Origin of the sequence: Waltera intestinalis, assembly GCF_009695995.1 — a bacterium.
Taxonomy (GTDB): Bacteria; Bacillota; Clostridia; order Lachnospirales; family Lachnospiraceae; genus Acetatifactor; species Acetatifactor intestinalis.
The window spans coordinates 82,315-97,466 of sequence record NZ_VUMU01000008.1 but is presented as its reverse complement, the minus strand read 5'-3'; the positions used below and the strand labels follow the sequence as shown (position 1 = coordinate 97,466).

Genomic DNA, 15,152 nt, shown 5'->3' with positions numbered 1-15,152 from the left:
TGTGTAGAATCATGAAAAAGTTGGAAGAATATGTAAAGAGCATTCCCGATTTCCCGGAGAAGGGTATCATTTTCCGTGATGTCACAAGTGTACTGCAGGATGCGGACGGACTGCACCTGGCGATCGATACCATGCAGGAGAAGATCAAGGATCTGGATTATGATGTGGTAGTAGGTCCCGAGTCCCGCGGATTTATCTTCGGAACACCGATCGCATACAATAATCATAAGCCCTTTGTATTGATCCGTAAAAAGGGAAAGCTTCCCAGAGAGACCGTATCTGCCACGTATGATCTGGAATATGGTTCCGCTACCATCGAGATGCACAAGGACAGTATCAAGCCCGGTCAGAAAGTTCTGATCGTGGATGACCTGATCGCTACCGGGGGTACCACCGAGGCTATGATCAAACTGATCGAGTCTCTGGGTGGTGAAGTAGCCGGCGTGGTAGTGCTGATCGAACTGGCAGGACTGAAAGGCCGTGAGCGCATTAGCAAATATCGTCTGGAGTCAGCCATCTGCTACGAGGGAAAATAAGACATCGATAAAAATAATATGGAGCTGTTTCGTCTATGACAGAAGAGAAGAACGAAGTCATTTTTGATGATGACAAGATAAGTAAATCAGAAGAATTCGTGAATCCGGATGAATTATATCAGGAGCTTATTCAATGTGTGCAAAAATATCATCCCAGTGATGATATTTCCATGATCGAGAAAGCCTATAAGGTCGCCAGCGAGGCTCACAAAAATCAGTTTCGGAAGTCCGGAGAGCCTTATATCATCCATCCATTGAATGTGGCAATCATTCTGGCGGATCTGAAGCTGGATAAAGAGACCATCGTGGCAGGTATCCTGCACGATGTGGTGGAAGATACCGTGATGACGGAAGAGGATCTTAGGAGAGAATTCGGTGATGATGTAGCACTTCTGGTAGACGGAGTGACCAAACTGGAGAAGATTCCGCTGTCCGGCAGCAACGGAGAACAGTCAGATGCCAAGCTGGAGATGCAGGCAGAGAATCTGCGTAAGATGTTCCTCGCCATGGCGAAGGATATCCGCGTCATTATGATCAAGCTGGCGGATCGTCTGCACAATATGCGCACGTTGAAGTACAAGACGCCGGAGAGCCAGCAGAGGATTGCCAAGGAGACGCTGGAGATTTATTGCCCCATCGCCCAGAGACTTGGTATCAGCAAACTGAAGATCGAACTGGATGACTTGTCGCTGAAGTATCTGGAGCCGGATATCTATTACGACCTGGTGGATAAGATCGCTGTCCGTAAGAGCGTCCGTGAAAAATATATCCAGGGTATTGTGGATGAAGTCAGTGAACATATTAAGAATGCCGGCATCGAAGCCAAAGTCGATGGCCGTGTAAAGCATTTTTTCAGTATTTATAAGAAGATGAAGAACCAGCACAAGACGCTGGATCAGATCTATGATCTCTTCGCTGTGCGTATCATCGTGGAGACGGTGAAGGACTGTTATGCGGCACTGGGTGTGATCCATGAAATGTATAAACCTATTCCGGGGCGCTTCAAGGATTATATTGCCATGCCCAAAGCAAATATGTACCAGTCCCTGCATACGACGTTGATCGGCAGCAACGGACAGCCTTTCGAGATCCAGATCCGTACCTTTGAAATGCACCGCGTGGCGGAATACGGTATTGCCGCCCACTGGAAATACAAGGAGGCTTCCGATGGCAAGAAGCCGGAGGTACAGGAAGAAGAGAAGCTGGTATGGCTGCGCCAGATCCTGGAGTGGCAGCGGGACATGTCGGATAACAAGGAATTCATGAACCTGCTGAAGAACGATCTGGATCTGTTCTCCGACAGCGTATACTGCTTTACTCCTACCGGTGAGGTCAAGAACCTTCCGGCAGGATCTACCCCGATTGACTTTGCTTACAGCATTCATTCCGCCGTGGGTAACAAGATGGTGGGAGCGAGAGTCAACGGGAAGCTTGTGACCATTGATTATAAGATCAACAACGGAGACCGGATCGAGATCATCACTTCGCAGAACTCCAAGGGTCCCAGCCGTGACTGGCTGAATGTGGTAAAAAGTACCCAGGCCAAGAATAAGATTAATCAGTGGTTCAAGAATGAGTTAAAGGAAGACAATATTTTAAAGGGCAAGGATCTGCTTTCCGGCTACTGCAAAGCCAGAGGCATCAACCTTGCAGGTCTCCAGAAGCAGGAGTATATGGATGCCATTATGCGCAAGTATGGATTCCGGGACTGGGATTCTGTGCTGGCGGCTATAGGACACGGTGCTCTGAAAGAAGGGCAGATCGTCAACAAGATGCAGGAGCTGTACGACCGTGACCATAAGAAAGAGATGACCAACGAGGAAGTTCTGGCAAGCATTGCGGAGAACAATGCGGCAAATGCGCAAAATGGTGCGAACAAGCCTGTCCTCATGAAGTCCAAGAGTGGTATCGTGGTAAAGGGTATCGCGGATCTGTCGGTGCGCTTTTCCAAGTGCTGTTCTCCTGTGCCGGGGGATGAGATCGTGGGTTATGTGACCCGTGGAAGAGGTATCTCTATTCACCGTACCGACTGTATCAACATCATCAATCTGCCGGAGATGGAGAGGGCGAGACTGATCGATGCGGAATGGCAGCCGGAGGAGGCACATGCGGAGAAATATCTGGCGGAGATCAAGATCTATGCCAACAACCGTAACGGATTGTTAGCGGATATTTCCAAGGCGCTGACGGAGAAAAATATTGATATTATGTCCATGAACACCAGAACCAACAGACAGGGACTGGCAACGCTGCAGACGACCTTCGAGATCAGCGGCAGAGAGGAACTGAACCGTATCATTGACAAGATCCGGGGCATCGAGAGCGTCATTGACATCGAGAGAACCACAGGCTGATAAGGTGATGTCCGGAAAACGGCGGAACCTGTCGGGAAACAGAAAGTGAGATTATTATGAGCAATATCCGTATCGGACATATGACGCTGGGAATCTATCAGACCAACTGTTACTTTGTATACAGAGAGAACAGTGATAAAGTGCTGGTATTCGACCCCGCGGATCATGGAGAGAAAATTGAGGAGGCGCTTGGGCAGCATGGACTACATACAGCAGCGATCCTTCTGACCCATGGACATTTCGACCATATCGGCGGCTGTGAGGAATTGAAGGCGGCAGCGGATGCCTATGCCGGGGAGCATGGAGAGAACCCCGTGAAAATATATGCCGGGGAGGCGGAGAAAAAGTTTCTTCTGGATACGAAGAGCAACCTGTCGAAAGATATGGGACGCCCGGTAACGGTCACCGCGGATGTGTATCTGAAAGATGGCGAGGAACTGGATCTGGATGGCATCCGGATCAAAGTTCTGGCAACGCCCGGACATACCGCAGGCGGTGTCAGCTATTATTTCCCAGAGGGAGGGTTCTTAATCTGCGGGGATACCCTGTTCCAGGAATCCGTGGGCAGAACCGATTTCCCCACCGGCAGTATGAGTACGCTGGTGCGTTCTGTGAAGGAGAAGCTGTTTACTCTGCCGGAGGAGACGGTAGTCTATCCGGGACACGGCGACAGCACCACCATCGGACATGAGAAGAAATATAATCCGTTTTGCGTTGATTAAATCAAAAAGTATTCGGGCACAGAAAGAGTTATCTCTGTGCCTGTATTTATGTAAATGAGGAAAATACAATGAAAGTAGTGAAATTATCCCATCCTAACTATGAATATGATGTACATTCTTTGGTGAAGGCTTTTTATGCGGAGGATCAGGTCACGGTCATCACCCCGGAGACAAAACCGGAGAAGCTGGCAGAGCTGGAACCGCTGGTCAGTCTGGAAATCGAACTGGCCGAGACCGGAGCGAAGATCCGTGTGGGAGAAGAGGATTTTCTGTGGGATGCAGAGACAGCAAACCTTGCAGATGGGTATAAAAATGGTCTGAAACGTTTCCTGTACCGCACCTTAAGCAAGGTGACCGGGCAGAAACTCCCATGGGGAAACCTTACCGGCATCCGTCCCACGAAGATCGCCTACGGTATGCTGGATGAGGGCAGAAGCGATGCAGAGATTCTGGATTTCATGGAGCAGAGCCATTATGTCAGCGAAGAGAAGGCACTTTTGGGAATCGATATTGCGAAGAGAGAGCGGGATCTGTTAAAAGAGATTCATTATGAGGGCGGCTACAGTCTGTACATCGGGATTCCGTTCTGCCCTACAACCTGTCTCTATTGTTCCTTTACCTCTTATCCGATCGCTGCATTCCGCAGGCAGGTGGATGCCTATGTGGACGCTGTGATCAAAGAGATGGATTATGTGGCGGAGAATTTTAAGGACAAGGTACTGGATACCGTCTATATCGGCGGTGGTACGCCCACCACACTGGAACCGGAGCAGCTGGACCGTCTGATCACGGCATTAAAGTCCAAGTTTGATTTCTCTACCGTGAAGGAATTCACTGTGGAAGCCGGTCGTGCCGACAGCATCACCAGAGAGAAGCTGGAGGTACTGCATCGTCACCGGGTCAGCCGTATCTCCGTGAATCCCCAGACTATGAAGCAGGAGACACTGGATATCATCGGCAGAAAGGCCAGCGTGGAACAGGTACTTACGGCATATCGGCTGGCGAGAGAGGTCGGATTTGATAATATCAATATGGATCTGATCCTGGGATTGCCGGGAGAACTGGAGGCGGATGTACAGCGCACCGTCGAAAAGATCGTGGAGCTGGCCCCGGACAGCCTGACCGTTCATTCCCTGGCGATCAAGCGTGCATCCCGCCTGAACCAGTGGATCCAGGAGAACGGCGTCTCCATGCTCCATAATACAGACGAGACCATGAAGATCGCGGCGGCGGGAGCTGAGAAGCTTGGAATGAAGCCTTATTACCTCTACCGACAGAAGAACATGTCCGGCAACTTCGAGAACACCGGCTACGCCCGTCCCGGCAAATACGGACTGTACAACATTCTCATCATGGAGGAGAAACAGACCATTGTTGCTCTGGGCGCCGGAAGCATCACCAAGCGGGTCTTCCCCGATGGACGGATCGAACGGTGCGATAATGTCAAGGATGTAGGGCTGTATATTGAGAAGATTGATGAGATGATACAGCGCAAACAGCAGTTATTCTCAGAAGAAATAAAGTCATGACCATAGAGTGATAATCAAATCATATAGACAGGGTATGGCAACAACAGGTTGCTTTTCATAATATGGATTTGTCGATATGATATGGCTATGGGAGGTGACGACTATGGATACAAAAAATATTATTTTAAAACTTCGTACGGAAAGAGGAATGTCACAGGACGAGCTGGCAGATAAAATCATGGTTACAAGGCAGGCGGTATCACGCTGGGAAAATGGAGATACCATTCCCAATACTGATACACTTAAGCTCTTATCGAAAGAATTTGATGTTTCCATCAATACGCTTTTGGGAGAACCCAGAAAGCTGATCTGTCAGTGCTGCGGAATGCCAATTGATGATGATTCCATATTGGGACGTGATAAGGATGGCACATTAAATGAGGAGTATTGTAAGTGGTGCTATGCAGATGGAACGTACACATATAACGATATGGATGAATTGATGGATGTGTGTGTAAAGAATATGGTAAATGAAAACTTTACCGAAGAACAGGCACGTTCTTATCTGAAAGAAATGCTTCCAAAGTTAGATTACTGGAAAAGGTATGATGAACTTAGTGACAATGGGCAGTTTGAAGAGTTTAAAAAGCAATTGATAAATGAAATAAATGAGTTGCATATAGACGGACTTCCAAGGGTAGACAAACTAAATGCACTTGTGGGGAAATATGTGAATCTGGAATATACTCTGCCGAATGGTCAAAAAGTGAAATTCCTTGATGATCAGAAAACCTATCTGGGGAATCAGCTGGAGTCTGAATTCGGAGGAGACAGGTGTTTCGGTATTCTGGCAAATATGGATTTTATTCTGGTATGTACATATGAGAAGAATGGTGAAAATCCGGAGCTTCTGATTTACAAAAAGAGATAATATAAGCATAAAAAAGTATTGACAAATTAAGCAGGCAAGCGAGTATGGTATCCGTTATCATGGACTGCCGGAGGGAGAAGATGCATCGTTCTTTTTGTGTAAAGAACTTGTACCCGGTTATCTTGATGGGATAACCGGAGAGTATGCAACACCGGAAGGCTATCTTGTAGATGGGCAGGAGGCAGAAGAGTTTGATAAGCTGTTTCCATATAAAGAGAAAAAGGAACTACCGGGACAGGAGGCACAAATGTAATGAAGTCAATGAATAAGGACTGGTATAAAAAAGGTTGGACAATGGATATTCAAAATATGTCATGGGTAGAAGATACAAAAAGCGAGGTTGATTTTTTGATTGATCAATTAAAGCTTCAAGGTAATGAAAAGATTCTTGATCTTGCCTGTGGATATGGAAGACATTCTCTGGAATTAGCCAGACGTGGATATGATGTGACAGGTATTGACATTACATCAGAATATATTGAATATGCAACCGGGCAGGCGGAAAAAGAAGGGTTGAAAGCAAAATTCTTATGTATGGATATTCGTGAAGTGAATATGAAAGAAAAGTTTGATGTAGTGATCAATATGGCGGATGGAGCAATCGGATATCTGGAAAATGATATGGAAAATATGAAAATATTTGAGGTTGTGTCTAATGCTTTGAAAATAGGCGGAAAGCATTTTATGGACATTATGAATGGGAGTTATGCCGAAACCCATTTCCCATGTAAGTTATGGGACGAAGGTGAAAAGTGTCTTACATTATCTGCATTTGAGTGGGATAAAAAGAGTAAAATCATGTTATACGGACAAGTAGATTATCCTTATGGAGAACCATTGTGTAAACCAGAAATGAAAGAAGGAAATCCTATCAGACTGTACACGATATCTGAAATATCGAAGATTTTTTCGACGTTAGGCATGAGTGTCTGCAAAAGCTATGCTGATTATACCGGTAAGGCATCATCGGATAAAGATATTCAGTTAATGGTTTATTCTGTACGAGGTTGAAGATTGTAGAAAGTGAAAAATAGATACTTGTCATTGACATGTATGTATAAAGTGATATACTATAAATAAGTTTATAGTAAACTAATTTATAGTATCGGAGATTTTATATGCCAAGTAGTCCAAAAATAAAAAAAGAAGATATGTTGCAGGCTGCACTGGAGCTTGTTTCAAAAAATGGATATGCCGCTCTTAACATAAAAGCTGTAGCCGGGGAACTGGGATGCTCTACAGCACCGATTTCATGGCAGTTTGGTGGAATGGATGGATTGCGTGAGGAATTGATTCCTTTTGCGGAGCAGTATGTGGAGGATAAGTATTACAGTCGGAATGAAAACGAACTTGCAACATTCGAACAAAGAGGAAAAGGAACCATTGACTTAGCATTAGAAAATCCTAATTTGTTTCGTTTCCTTTACATGGGAGAGCGAAGCCAACTACTAAGTACAGGCTTCGAGTTACAGACGAATAATCAGGATGTCGTTAATATGTATCAGGAGATGGCAGAACTGCTTGGGATTACACTAAAACAGGTAATGGATTTTGCGATGACAATGATGGTGTATACACAGGGGATAGGAACCCTTATTGCATCAGGAATCGTCAAGGATACGAAAGAAAATATGTATCATATGCTTCATAATACAGGCATGACATATTTAAAAGGCTTAGGTGTGAAGGATAGCACTTTATGGGCTTTATCAGGAGGTGACAGGTCAGATGAAAGCAGCAGTAACAGATAAATGGATACTGTGTCCGGTATGTAAAGCAAAGACACGGACACAGATACTGGATGATACGGAGTTAAAACATTTTCCGCTGTTTTGTCCAAAATGTAAAGAAAATTTTATTATCAATGTAAAGGATCATATAGTGGATTATCAATCTATTGCCAGACGCTAAGACGCAGAGCAGAAACGAAATGCTTTTTGCCTGCGTCTTTTTTATTGGAGAGTGTATTATGAATAAAAACTTGAATTACTGGGGATTGATTTTTATCATTGTGATTTTAATCCCTAATATTGTGTTTACAATAACATGCAAAGATGGATTCGAAAATCGGTACCAGAATAAATTAGTTGAATCTCTTGAGCAGATTGGGCGGTTTGGCTGTTTTTTCAGCATGTTTCTTATAATTCCTTTTATGAACAGTGGGTATTGGTTTAAACAGGGGGAAACAGTATATCTGGTTCTGGGAGTGATACTCGTAGTATTGTATTGCTTAGGCTGGATAGTATTCTGGAAAGAGGATTCTATACGAAAGTCCTTATATTTATCAATTATCCCATCTTTGCTATTTATTGAAAGCGGTATTATAAGCGGCAATATCTTACTATTGATTTTTGCGGTTATCTTTGCTCCGTGTCATATCCTAATAAGCTATATGAATGCAGTTTTAATATGAGTTAATAAAGAAAAGGGAAAAATCTGCCGTTGTATGGTATAGGTCCGGTTATTATATTTGGGCAGTTACAGAGTGGTACAAAAGTTTGAATTAGCAGAAGGAGCCTGTTTGTTTTGGCATATGGTCTTGTTATATGCTGCTTTGCAGCGGCAAGGGACGGATTGGATAAAACAATTCAGTATACGATAGATGGAAGCTGCAATCCTGGAATATTTTCACTTGTGAGCGTTCCAAACATCGTTGGATGTATCGGAGCTGCAATTATAATGATTGCAGCAATAGCAACACCAATTGCAAAATCACAGCATATGCGAGAGATATGGTTTTATGTGATGTCAAGTGGGGTGATGCTAAAGATTGTAGTTATGGAGATCGCAAGAATAATACAAATGTTTTAGGAGTGTTTTCATGAGAGTAGAGACTGAAGGAATGTATCTTTATCCTTTAAGTGATGAAGAAATGCGTTTGGTTATTGAAAAAGAATCTGATCCTGAGATGAAACAGGCTTATACAGAGATGCTTGAAGGGAGTCTTTCTAATCCTGATAAGAGAATATGGTATGCCATCTGGAATATGGAATTAAAAGATGAGCCGGGAATTATAGTAGGTGATTTTTGTTTTAAGGGTTTTAGTGATGATGGAGTGATTGAAATTGGATATGGTCTGAAAGAAGAATACAGGCATCACGGATATATGACAGAAGCAGTAAAAGCAATCACAGAATGGGCATTGTCACAGGACGGTGTAAAGCAGGTGGAGGCAGAAACAGATGCGGAAAATATAGCCTCACAGAAAGTCCTTTACCGGTCAGGATTTGTCAGTAATGGCAAGATGGGAGAAGAAGGACCAAGATTTGTATATGAAGGCAGGTGATAACCATATGAAGAATAAGTTATTTTTGATGATCTCGGTAATTATGGTATGTTCATTGACCGCATGCGGGCAGCGGGAAACCGGAACTATGACGAATACCGGAAATAGTACAGAGCAGGTCGTTACGAGCGAAGATAATAGTGAGCCGGCAACAGCAGAAGACAATAATATGGAGCAAACAGAGGCGAAGGAACAAAATCAATTACAGGATGTGAAGTCGTCATATAAAGAATTCAGAGATGTATTAGATGAAATTGATTCGGACATTCAGCCGGGAACAGCCGGAAATGGATTGATTTCTGTTAAGGTTGCTGCGCATTTGCTTGACTGGGGAGTTGGAACCAGTATGACGACAGATGAATCGGGAGTGGAATGGAACAAAGCTGTAAAATAGTAGAAGAGAAATATCATGCATCTTGGTACCAATTTTGTGCATGTTGGTTGTCTGTATATAGACAATGAAATCAATTAACGATAGAGTGATTATGGTGGTAAATTATCTAAAAAGTATATGGAGGTTAGCTGATATGGAAGAACGGGGAGGAGTTCTGGTACAGAATGAAAAACACGCGAATAAATCGGTTGCCAAGGTCATGAGAATTACATTCCTGATTTTCTCGATTGTATTTCTTTTAAATGTATTGGGGATTTTTGTTGTAGATATGAAAATAATGGCAATTGCATATATATTGGGGTCAATCTTATTGTGGGCTCCGACAATCATTGTGAATATTGCAAAATTAGATGGTGCATATGTCAAATATGTGCTGGCAGTCTGTGCTGTGATATTTGTAACCATTGTGACATCAACTCTGGGATATCATGCAGTACTTTTATATATCTATGCAATTGCGATAGGCAGCCTGTATTTTTCTAAGAGGATCAATGTTTTGACTACCATATTGTCTGTAATAGGAGTATCGGTGGGGCAGATCATCTGTTATGCATTTGCAATTTTACTGGATAAGAATTTTACAACGTATTATAAACTGATTGTGTATGGAATTCTACCCAGGGCAATGGTGCTAATTGCAATTGCGGCTATTTTTACAATGCTTTGTGAACGAACAGCCGGAATGCTGTCAAATCTGATGAATGCTGAAGAACAGGAACAGATGATACAGAATATAAAGGCAATGCACAAAAAATCGCAGGAAACGTCCAGAGCACTTATGGATATGGTACAGGAGTTGTCTGAAATAACGGAAAGCTCGACGAAATCCAATGAGCAGATTGTGAGCGAAACCGGAAATGTATTGGAAAGCTTTAGCAGTAATACAAAAGAAATTATAAGTGCGAATGAACGTACTCAGGATATTAATGCACGATTAGCGGAGCTTGCTTCTAGCAATGTTAAGGTTTCCGAACTTGCAAGAAAAGTGAATGAATTGTCAAAAGACAATCAGAGCAATATGGATCATGCAACAGGCAGCATGAAACAGATTCATATGAGCACAAATAAGTGCAAAGAAATTATAAGCAGACTGGGTGAAGAATCAAAAGAAATTCTTGGAATAACCCGGACGATATCTGAAATCTCCCAGCAGACGAATATCCTTGCACTTAATGCAACGATTGAAGCAGCCAGAGCCGGTGAACATGGAAAAGGATTTGCTGTAGTTGCCCAGGAAATCCAGAAACTTGCAGAACAGACCAAAAAAGCGGTAGATGATATCGGAAAAATTGTAACAGAATCTGTAAAAAATACGGATGGTGCAGTATCTGTTATGGAACAGAGTGTAAAGCTCACAGAAGCCGGAATGTGTAGCATTCAGAAGGTCGGTGATTCTACCTCCATGATAACTGTATCGAATGAGCAGATGACCGGACAGATTATGGAAATGGATAAGACTGTAGAAGATATAAGGATTCATAGCAGTGAAGTGGCATCCTCCATGGAGCAGGTAAATGCCAATACACAAAGCAATTATCAGGCAATTGAACATGTAACCGCAGCAGCACAGGAAAATAGTGCAGGTGCACAGGCTATAGAGGATATGGTTGTGAGAATAAGGACATTAGCTATGGAACCGGAAAGGGAAGATGCATGAGAATAACGGAAAAACTCGTAAATAGTCCAGAGGAAGAGGGGGTGACTCTTGAGTACATAAAGCTTACAAAGGACTTTGAAGAAATAAAAGAATATGTACAGCATAAGGGGGACACTCTGACCGGATATAAGCAGACTAAGGAAAAGGTATCCGTCAGAATAGAGGATGTTCTGTATTTTGAGACTGTGGATGGTCTGGTGTTTGCATATACAGTAGATTGTGTTTATGAAATTAAAGGAAGACTGTATCAGGTGGAAGAAAAGATCAACAAAAGAAATATATGCAGAGCATCCAAAACGATGCTTGTCAACATGGAACATATTATTTCCGTTAGAACCGCATTGAACGGACGGTTATATGCCAGAATGGAAAATGGTGAAGAAATACTGATAACGAGAAGGTATGCAAGGGAAGTTGAAGATTGTTTTATGGAGGATGAAGATGAGGAAAGAATTTGATCCTAAAAGAGAGTTTTTGCTTGATTACATAACGGTTGTGGCAGAGTGTACATTTGCAATTGCTGTGATCGGCAGTCTTTTTGCAAGGAATAACAGCATCAGTTTTCTCTATTTTTTCCTACCGTTTGGGTTGGCACTCATTTGTATGATTCCATGTATTCCTATCTATCTGAAGGAAGACATGACGATTCCTCAGGTCATGTGTCAGAGAGGAATAGAGCTTGTAGTTCTGGAAATTGCAATGTGTGCCGTGATTTATCTTATTATGGGTGACAGTGTTTCCATAGTAGTGTACGTTGCAATAATGATTTCCACAGCAGTTTGTGATGTGTTGTCATATCTTGTGAAGTGGTATCTGGAAAAAGAAGAGGCAGATAAGATAAACCGAAGGATTGCAGAGCACAGAAGAAAAAAGGAGAATGAATAAAAGGAAGTCTATTTATGCATATCGCTTTGCTGTGGGGCATCAACATCAGCGGCAAAAATAAAGTGCCGATGGCAAACCTAAAGAAATCCTTTGAAGCCCTCGGCTGGAGCCATCGTCATGCTCCACTTGCAGATATTGCAGGAGGAACGATACCTTGTGAACATCTTCGGTGCGCCGTATCAGGAGTATTGCCGCCGTGTATCCCGGTATTTGGGCGGAAAATAAAGACCTTTTCAGGAGGACAGATCATGTCAAAACGAACACGACAATACATCGCCATTCTGGCTGCGCTTGCCGCCTACTACCTCGTTCACGAGGGCGCACATCTGCTGTATGCCCTGCTCACCGGCGTATTTAAGCAAATTAGGCTTATGGGGCTTGGCGTTCAAATCGACGTCTGCGCCGAACGCATGACAGACACGCAGCTCGGCATCTTCTGCCTTGTGGGTGCGCTGGCGACTTTCTGCGTTGGATACCTGCTGACAGCGCTTGCAAAGAACATCTGCTGCGCTCAGAGTAAGCTGCTTCGTGCAGTGCTTTACTACATAACGATTGCTTTTCTGCTGCTCGATCCGCTGTACCTCAGCGTCCTGTACGGCTTTTTCGGCGGCGGGGATATGAACGGTATCGCCCTTCTTTGTCCGGAGTGGGCGGCAAGGTGCCTTTTCGGTGTGCTGCTTCTTATCAATAGTTTGGTATTCTGGAAGAGGATACTGCCGGTCTATCAACAGTCTTTTTCGGAGTAGCACCCGATAGTAGAAACTATGAAAACCGCATCCGAAAAAAAGCAATAAGTGTTGCGGTAAAGGAGAAAAATATGCTGAAGATTGAACATTTGTCAAAAGATTATGGGGCAAGATAGCTGTAGACGATTTGAATCTGCACATTGCCCCCGGTGAAATTTATGGTTTTATTGGTCATAACGGTGCAGGTAAGACAACAACCCTGAAATCTGTGGCCGGTATTTTGCAGTTTGATACGGGAGAAATTTATATTGACGGCAAATCCATCCGGACACAGCCGCTGGAATGTAAGCGCAGCTTTGCCTACATCCCAGATAATCCTGATCTGTACGATTACATGACAGGAATCAAATATCTGAATTTCATTGCAGATATTTTCAATGTCAGCGCTACAGACCGACAGACACGCATCCGTAAATACGGAGATCTATTTGAATTGACAGGCGATCATCAAGAGCGGAAAGCTGATTCGCTCAGGTACCATGGAGGCAGTCAAAGGCGATGATTCTCTGGAGGATGTATTCCTGGAGTTGGAGGGAGAATCATGTTAAAACTTTTGCTGAAGAAACAGTTGCTTGAAATTTTTCAAGTCTATTTTTATGATGCTAAAAAGAATAAGGCTCGTTCCAAAGCGTCAACTGCTATGTACTTCGCTTTGTTTATTTTGCTGGTTTTTGGACTTTTGGGTGGAATTTTTACATTTCTTGCCGCAAAACTATGCACCCCACTGATTGAAGCGGGCATGGACTGGATGTATTTTGCGCTGATGGGTTTGATTGCCGTGCTGCTAGGTGCTTTCGGAAGCGTGTTCAATACTTATGCTGGTCTGTATCTGCCAAAGGACAATGATTTGCTTCTGTCTATGCCAATTCCTGTTTCGGCATTGGTGGGCGCACACCTGTTCGGGGTCTGCCTGATGGGACTTTTGTATTCTGCCGTTGTCATTGTGCCGGCAATCATTGTCTACTGGACCATAGCAGGTGTTTCGCTACCGGTGGTCTTTGGTGGTTTACTGATGACCTTGTTAATTTCTGTATTTGTATTGATCATCTCCTGTGTGCTGGGATGGTTGGTGGCCCAAATCAGCCAGAAGCTAAAACACAAGAGCCTGGTTACTGTGCTAATTTCGTTGATAGTTATCGGCGTATATTATTTTGTATATTTCAAGGCGCAGAGCATGATTCAGGATTTGCTGGCAAATGCCGCGGTTTATGGCGCACGGATCAAAGGTGTTTTCTATCCCGTGTATCTGTTCGGCAGTGTTGGAATTGGCGATGTCAGGGCATCCATCCTTGTATTTGCGACGGTTGCTGCGTTATTTACACTGATGTGGATATTGCTTTCTCACAGCTTTTTGCAGATTGCAACCACTACGGGTAAAGTGGTGCGCAGAGAATACCGGGAGACGCACAACGGACAGCGAAGCACCAACACGGCATTGCTGTGCCGGGAGTTTTCCCGTTTTGCTGCAAGTCCCAGCTATATGCTCAACTGCGGTCTTGGCAGCTTCCTGATGCCGGTCTGTGCGATTGCTGTTCTGTGGAAGGGCAGCGAATTGTTTGCCATGCTGAATGCCATCTTTGCTGAAATGCCCGACTGTGTACCATTCCTACTGTGCGTGATGCTTTGCAGTTTTGCCTCCGTGAACTTTATGACCGCACCCTCGGTATCCTTGGAGGGGAAAAGCCTTTGGCTGCTGCAATCTCTCCCGGTAGAGCCATGGAGGATTTTTCAGGCAAAAATCAGGATGCAACTTTTCTTGACCGATTTGCCCCTGCTCCTGTGTATTGTTTGCACGGCGGCAGTTTATCCCCTACATCTGATGCAACTGCTGATGCTTCTTCTTTTTGCTGGTTCTTATACGCTGTTTATGGCACTGGTTGGCTTGTCCCTTGGCGTCAAAATGCCGACATTGACATGGACGAACGAGATCGTGCCCATCAAGCAAGGAGGCGCGGTCATGATCATATTGTTTGGCGGCTTCGGATATATCGTGCTGCTGTTCGTGGGATTTATGCTCCTGCCCGGATGGATGCTGGGCTTTTGCGGATATATGAGCTGCTTTGTGGCTGCAAATCTTTTCTTATCCGTCTTGGCCTATCTGTGGCTGCGGAAAAAAGGTGTTGCCCGTTTTTCGGCTCTTTAATGGAAAAACAATAAATTATAGGAGCGATA

General features: G+C 44.0%; 16 protein-coding genes and 2 pseudogenes. All 18 read left to right on the top strand.

Features of this window, described 5'->3' with window-relative positions; all coding sequences use genetic code 11:
• The first annotated feature begins 11 nt into the window (after nucleotides 1–11).
• The 18 genes and pseudogenes from FYJ59_RS08320 to FYJ59_RS08235 all read left to right on the top strand — a co-directional run bounded on the left by FYJ59_RS08320 (nucleotide 12) and on the right by FYJ59_RS08235 (nucleotide 15,123).
• Complete coding sequence (locus FYJ59_RS08320) at nucleotides 12–536, top strand: adenine phosphoribosyltransferase (protein ID WP_022313203.1); 525 nt, start codon at nucleotides 12–14, stop codon at nucleotides 534–536.
• Nucleotides 537–571: 35 nt separating this feature from the next.
• Entirely contained in the window at nucleotides 572–2,890 is a 2,319-nt protein-coding gene (locus FYJ59_RS08315) for a RelA/SpoT family protein (protein WP_154496414.1), read from the top strand.
• A 56-nt stretch (nucleotides 2,891–2,946) separates the two neighbouring features.
• A complete protein-coding gene (locus tag FYJ59_RS08310; protein WP_154496413.1) occupies nucleotides 2,947–3,612 on the top strand; it encodes an MBL fold metallo-hydrolase in 666 nt (221 codons plus the stop codon).
• Between the two features lie 68 nt (nucleotides 3,613–3,680).
• Nucleotides 3,681–5,141 (top strand): coproporphyrinogen dehydrogenase HemZ, encoded by a 1,461-nt coding sequence (gene hemZ, locus FYJ59_RS08305; protein ID WP_154496411.1) that lies wholly within the window; start codon nucleotides 3,681–3,683, stop codon nucleotides 5,139–5,141.
• 103 nt (nucleotides 5,142–5,244) lie between these two features.
• Nucleotides 5,245–6,012, top strand: a complete 768-nt coding sequence (locus FYJ59_RS08300; RefSeq protein WP_154496409.1) for a zinc ribbon domain-containing protein — start codon at nucleotides 5,245–5,247, stop codon at nucleotides 6,010–6,012.
• 94 nt (nucleotides 6,013–6,106) lie between these two features.
• A complete protein-coding gene (locus FYJ59_RS08295; RefSeq protein WP_235897963.1) occupies nucleotides 6,107–6,265 on the top strand; it encodes a hypothetical protein in 159 nt (52 codons plus the stop codon).
• Nucleotides 6,265–7,023: an SAM-dependent methyltransferase gene (locus FYJ59_RS08290; RefSeq protein WP_235897961.1), complete on the top strand. Its 759-nt coding sequence runs from the start codon at nucleotides 6,265–6,267 to the stop codon at nucleotides 7,021–7,023. The genes FYJ59_RS08295 and FYJ59_RS08290 overlap by 1 nt, the downstream gene beginning before the upstream one ends.
• A gap of 107 nt (nucleotides 7,024–7,130) precedes the next feature.
• Entirely contained in the window at nucleotides 7,131–7,763 is a 633-nt protein-coding gene (locus FYJ59_RS08285; RefSeq protein ID WP_154496405.1) for a TetR/AcrR family transcriptional regulator, read from the top strand.
• The gene (locus FYJ59_RS08280; RefSeq protein WP_154496404.1) at nucleotides 7,741–7,923 is read left to right on the top strand and encodes a cysteine-rich KTR domain-containing protein; all 183 of its coding nucleotides are present in this window, start codon (nucleotides 7,741–7,743) and stop codon (nucleotides 7,921–7,923) included. The genes FYJ59_RS08285 and FYJ59_RS08280 overlap by 23 nt, the downstream gene beginning before the upstream one ends.
• A gap of 615 nt (nucleotides 7,924–8,538) precedes the next feature.
• Nucleotides 8,539–8,823 carry a hypothetical protein gene (locus tag FYJ59_RS08275; RefSeq protein ID WP_235897959.1) on the top strand — a complete coding sequence of 95 codons (285 nt, stop codon included), beginning with the start codon at nucleotides 8,539–8,541 and terminating at the stop codon, nucleotides 8,821–8,823.
• Nucleotides 8,824–8,833: 10 nt separating this feature from the next.
• Complete coding sequence (locus tag FYJ59_RS08270) at nucleotides 8,834–9,298, top strand: GNAT family N-acetyltransferase (protein WP_205839496.1); 465 nt, start codon at nucleotides 8,834–8,836, stop codon at nucleotides 9,296–9,298.
• Nucleotides 9,299–9,305: 7 nt separating this feature from the next.
• Nucleotides 9,306–9,692, top strand: coding sequence for a hypothetical protein (locus FYJ59_RS08265; protein ID WP_205839495.1), 387 nt, complete (start codon nucleotides 9,306–9,308; stop codon nucleotides 9,690–9,692).
• A 64-nt stretch (nucleotides 9,693–9,756) separates the two neighbouring features.
• Nucleotides 9,757–11,349, top strand: coding sequence for a methyl-accepting chemotaxis protein (locus tag FYJ59_RS08260; protein WP_154496402.1), 1,593 nt, complete (start codon nucleotides 9,757–9,759; stop codon nucleotides 11,347–11,349).
• On the top strand, nucleotides 11,346–11,807 hold the full coding sequence (locus tag FYJ59_RS08255) for a LytTR family DNA-binding domain-containing protein (protein ID WP_154496400.1): 462 nt from the start codon (nucleotides 11,346–11,348) through the stop codon (nucleotides 11,805–11,807). Before FYJ59_RS08260 ends, FYJ59_RS08255 begins: the two co-directional genes overlap by 4 nt.
• The gene (locus tag FYJ59_RS08250; RefSeq protein ID WP_154496398.1) at nucleotides 11,791–12,234 is read left to right on the top strand and encodes a hypothetical protein; all 444 of its coding nucleotides are present in this window, start codon (nucleotides 11,791–11,793) and stop codon (nucleotides 12,232–12,234) included. The genes FYJ59_RS08255 and FYJ59_RS08250 overlap by 17 nt, the downstream gene beginning before the upstream one ends.
• A 14-nt stretch (nucleotides 12,235–12,248) precedes the next feature.
• Nucleotides 12,249–12,344, top strand: a pseudogene (locus FYJ59_RS14505) (DUF1697 domain-containing protein); the annotation flags it as partial.
• 707 nt (nucleotides 12,345–13,051) lie between these two features.
• Nucleotides 13,052–13,422 (top strand): annotated as a pseudogene (locus FYJ59_RS08240) (ATP-binding cassette domain-containing protein); the annotation flags it as partial.
• A 99-nt stretch (nucleotides 13,423–13,521) separates the two neighbouring features.
• Nucleotides 13,522–15,123, top strand: a complete 1,602-nt coding sequence (locus FYJ59_RS08235; protein ID WP_154496396.1) for a hypothetical protein — start codon at nucleotides 13,522–13,524, stop codon at nucleotides 15,121–15,123.
• Nucleotides 15,124–15,152: the final 29 nt, after the last annotated feature.

What these genes read in the sequence shown, in the direction of transcription:
- FYJ59_RS08320 (WP_022313203.1), top strand. Translation starts at nt 12, where the DNA reads ATGAAAAAGTTGGAAGAATATGTAAAGAGCATTCCCGATTTCCCGGAG.
- FYJ59_RS08315 (WP_154496414.1), top strand. Translation starts at nt 572, where the DNA reads ATGACAGAAGAGAAGAACGAAGTCATTTTTGATGATGACAAGATAAGT.
- FYJ59_RS08310 (WP_154496413.1), top strand. Translation starts at nt 2,947, where the DNA reads ATGAGCAATATCCGTATCGGACATATGACGCTGGGAATCTATCAGACC.
- hemZ (WP_154496411.1), top strand. Translation starts at nt 3,681, where the DNA reads ATGAAAGTAGTGAAATTATCCCATCCTAACTATGAATATGATGTACAT.
- FYJ59_RS08300 (WP_154496409.1), top strand. Translation starts at nt 5,245, where the DNA reads ATGGATACAAAAAATATTATTTTAAAACTTCGTACGGAAAGAGGAATG.
- FYJ59_RS08290 (WP_235897961.1), top strand. Translation starts at nt 6,265, where the DNA reads ATGAAGTCAATGAATAAGGACTGGTATAAAAAAGGTTGGACAATGGAT.
- FYJ59_RS08285 (WP_154496405.1), top strand. Translation starts at nt 7,131, where the DNA reads ATGCCAAGTAGTCCAAAAATAAAAAAAGAAGATATGTTGCAGGCTGCA.
- FYJ59_RS08280 (WP_154496404.1), top strand. Translation starts at nt 7,741, where the DNA reads ATGAAAGCAGCAGTAACAGATAAATGGATACTGTGTCCGGTATGTAAA.
- FYJ59_RS08270 (WP_205839496.1), top strand. Translation starts at nt 8,834, where the DNA reads ATGAGAGTAGAGACTGAAGGAATGTATCTTTATCCTTTAAGTGATGAA.
- FYJ59_RS08265 (WP_205839495.1), top strand. Translation starts at nt 9,306, where the DNA reads ATGAAGAATAAGTTATTTTTGATGATCTCGGTAATTATGGTATGTTCA.
- FYJ59_RS08260 (WP_154496402.1), top strand. Translation starts at nt 9,757, where the DNA reads ATGAAATCAATTAACGATAGAGTGATTATGGTGGTAAATTATCTAAAA.
- FYJ59_RS08255 (WP_154496400.1), top strand. Translation starts at nt 11,346, where the DNA reads ATGAGAATAACGGAAAAACTCGTAAATAGTCCAGAGGAAGAGGGGGTG.
- FYJ59_RS08250 (WP_154496398.1), top strand. Translation starts at nt 11,791, where the DNA reads ATGAGGAAAGAATTTGATCCTAAAAGAGAGTTTTTGCTTGATTACATA.
- FYJ59_RS08235 (WP_154496396.1), top strand. Translation starts at nt 13,522, where the DNA reads ATGTTAAAACTTTTGCTGAAGAAACAGTTGCTTGAAATTTTTCAAGTC.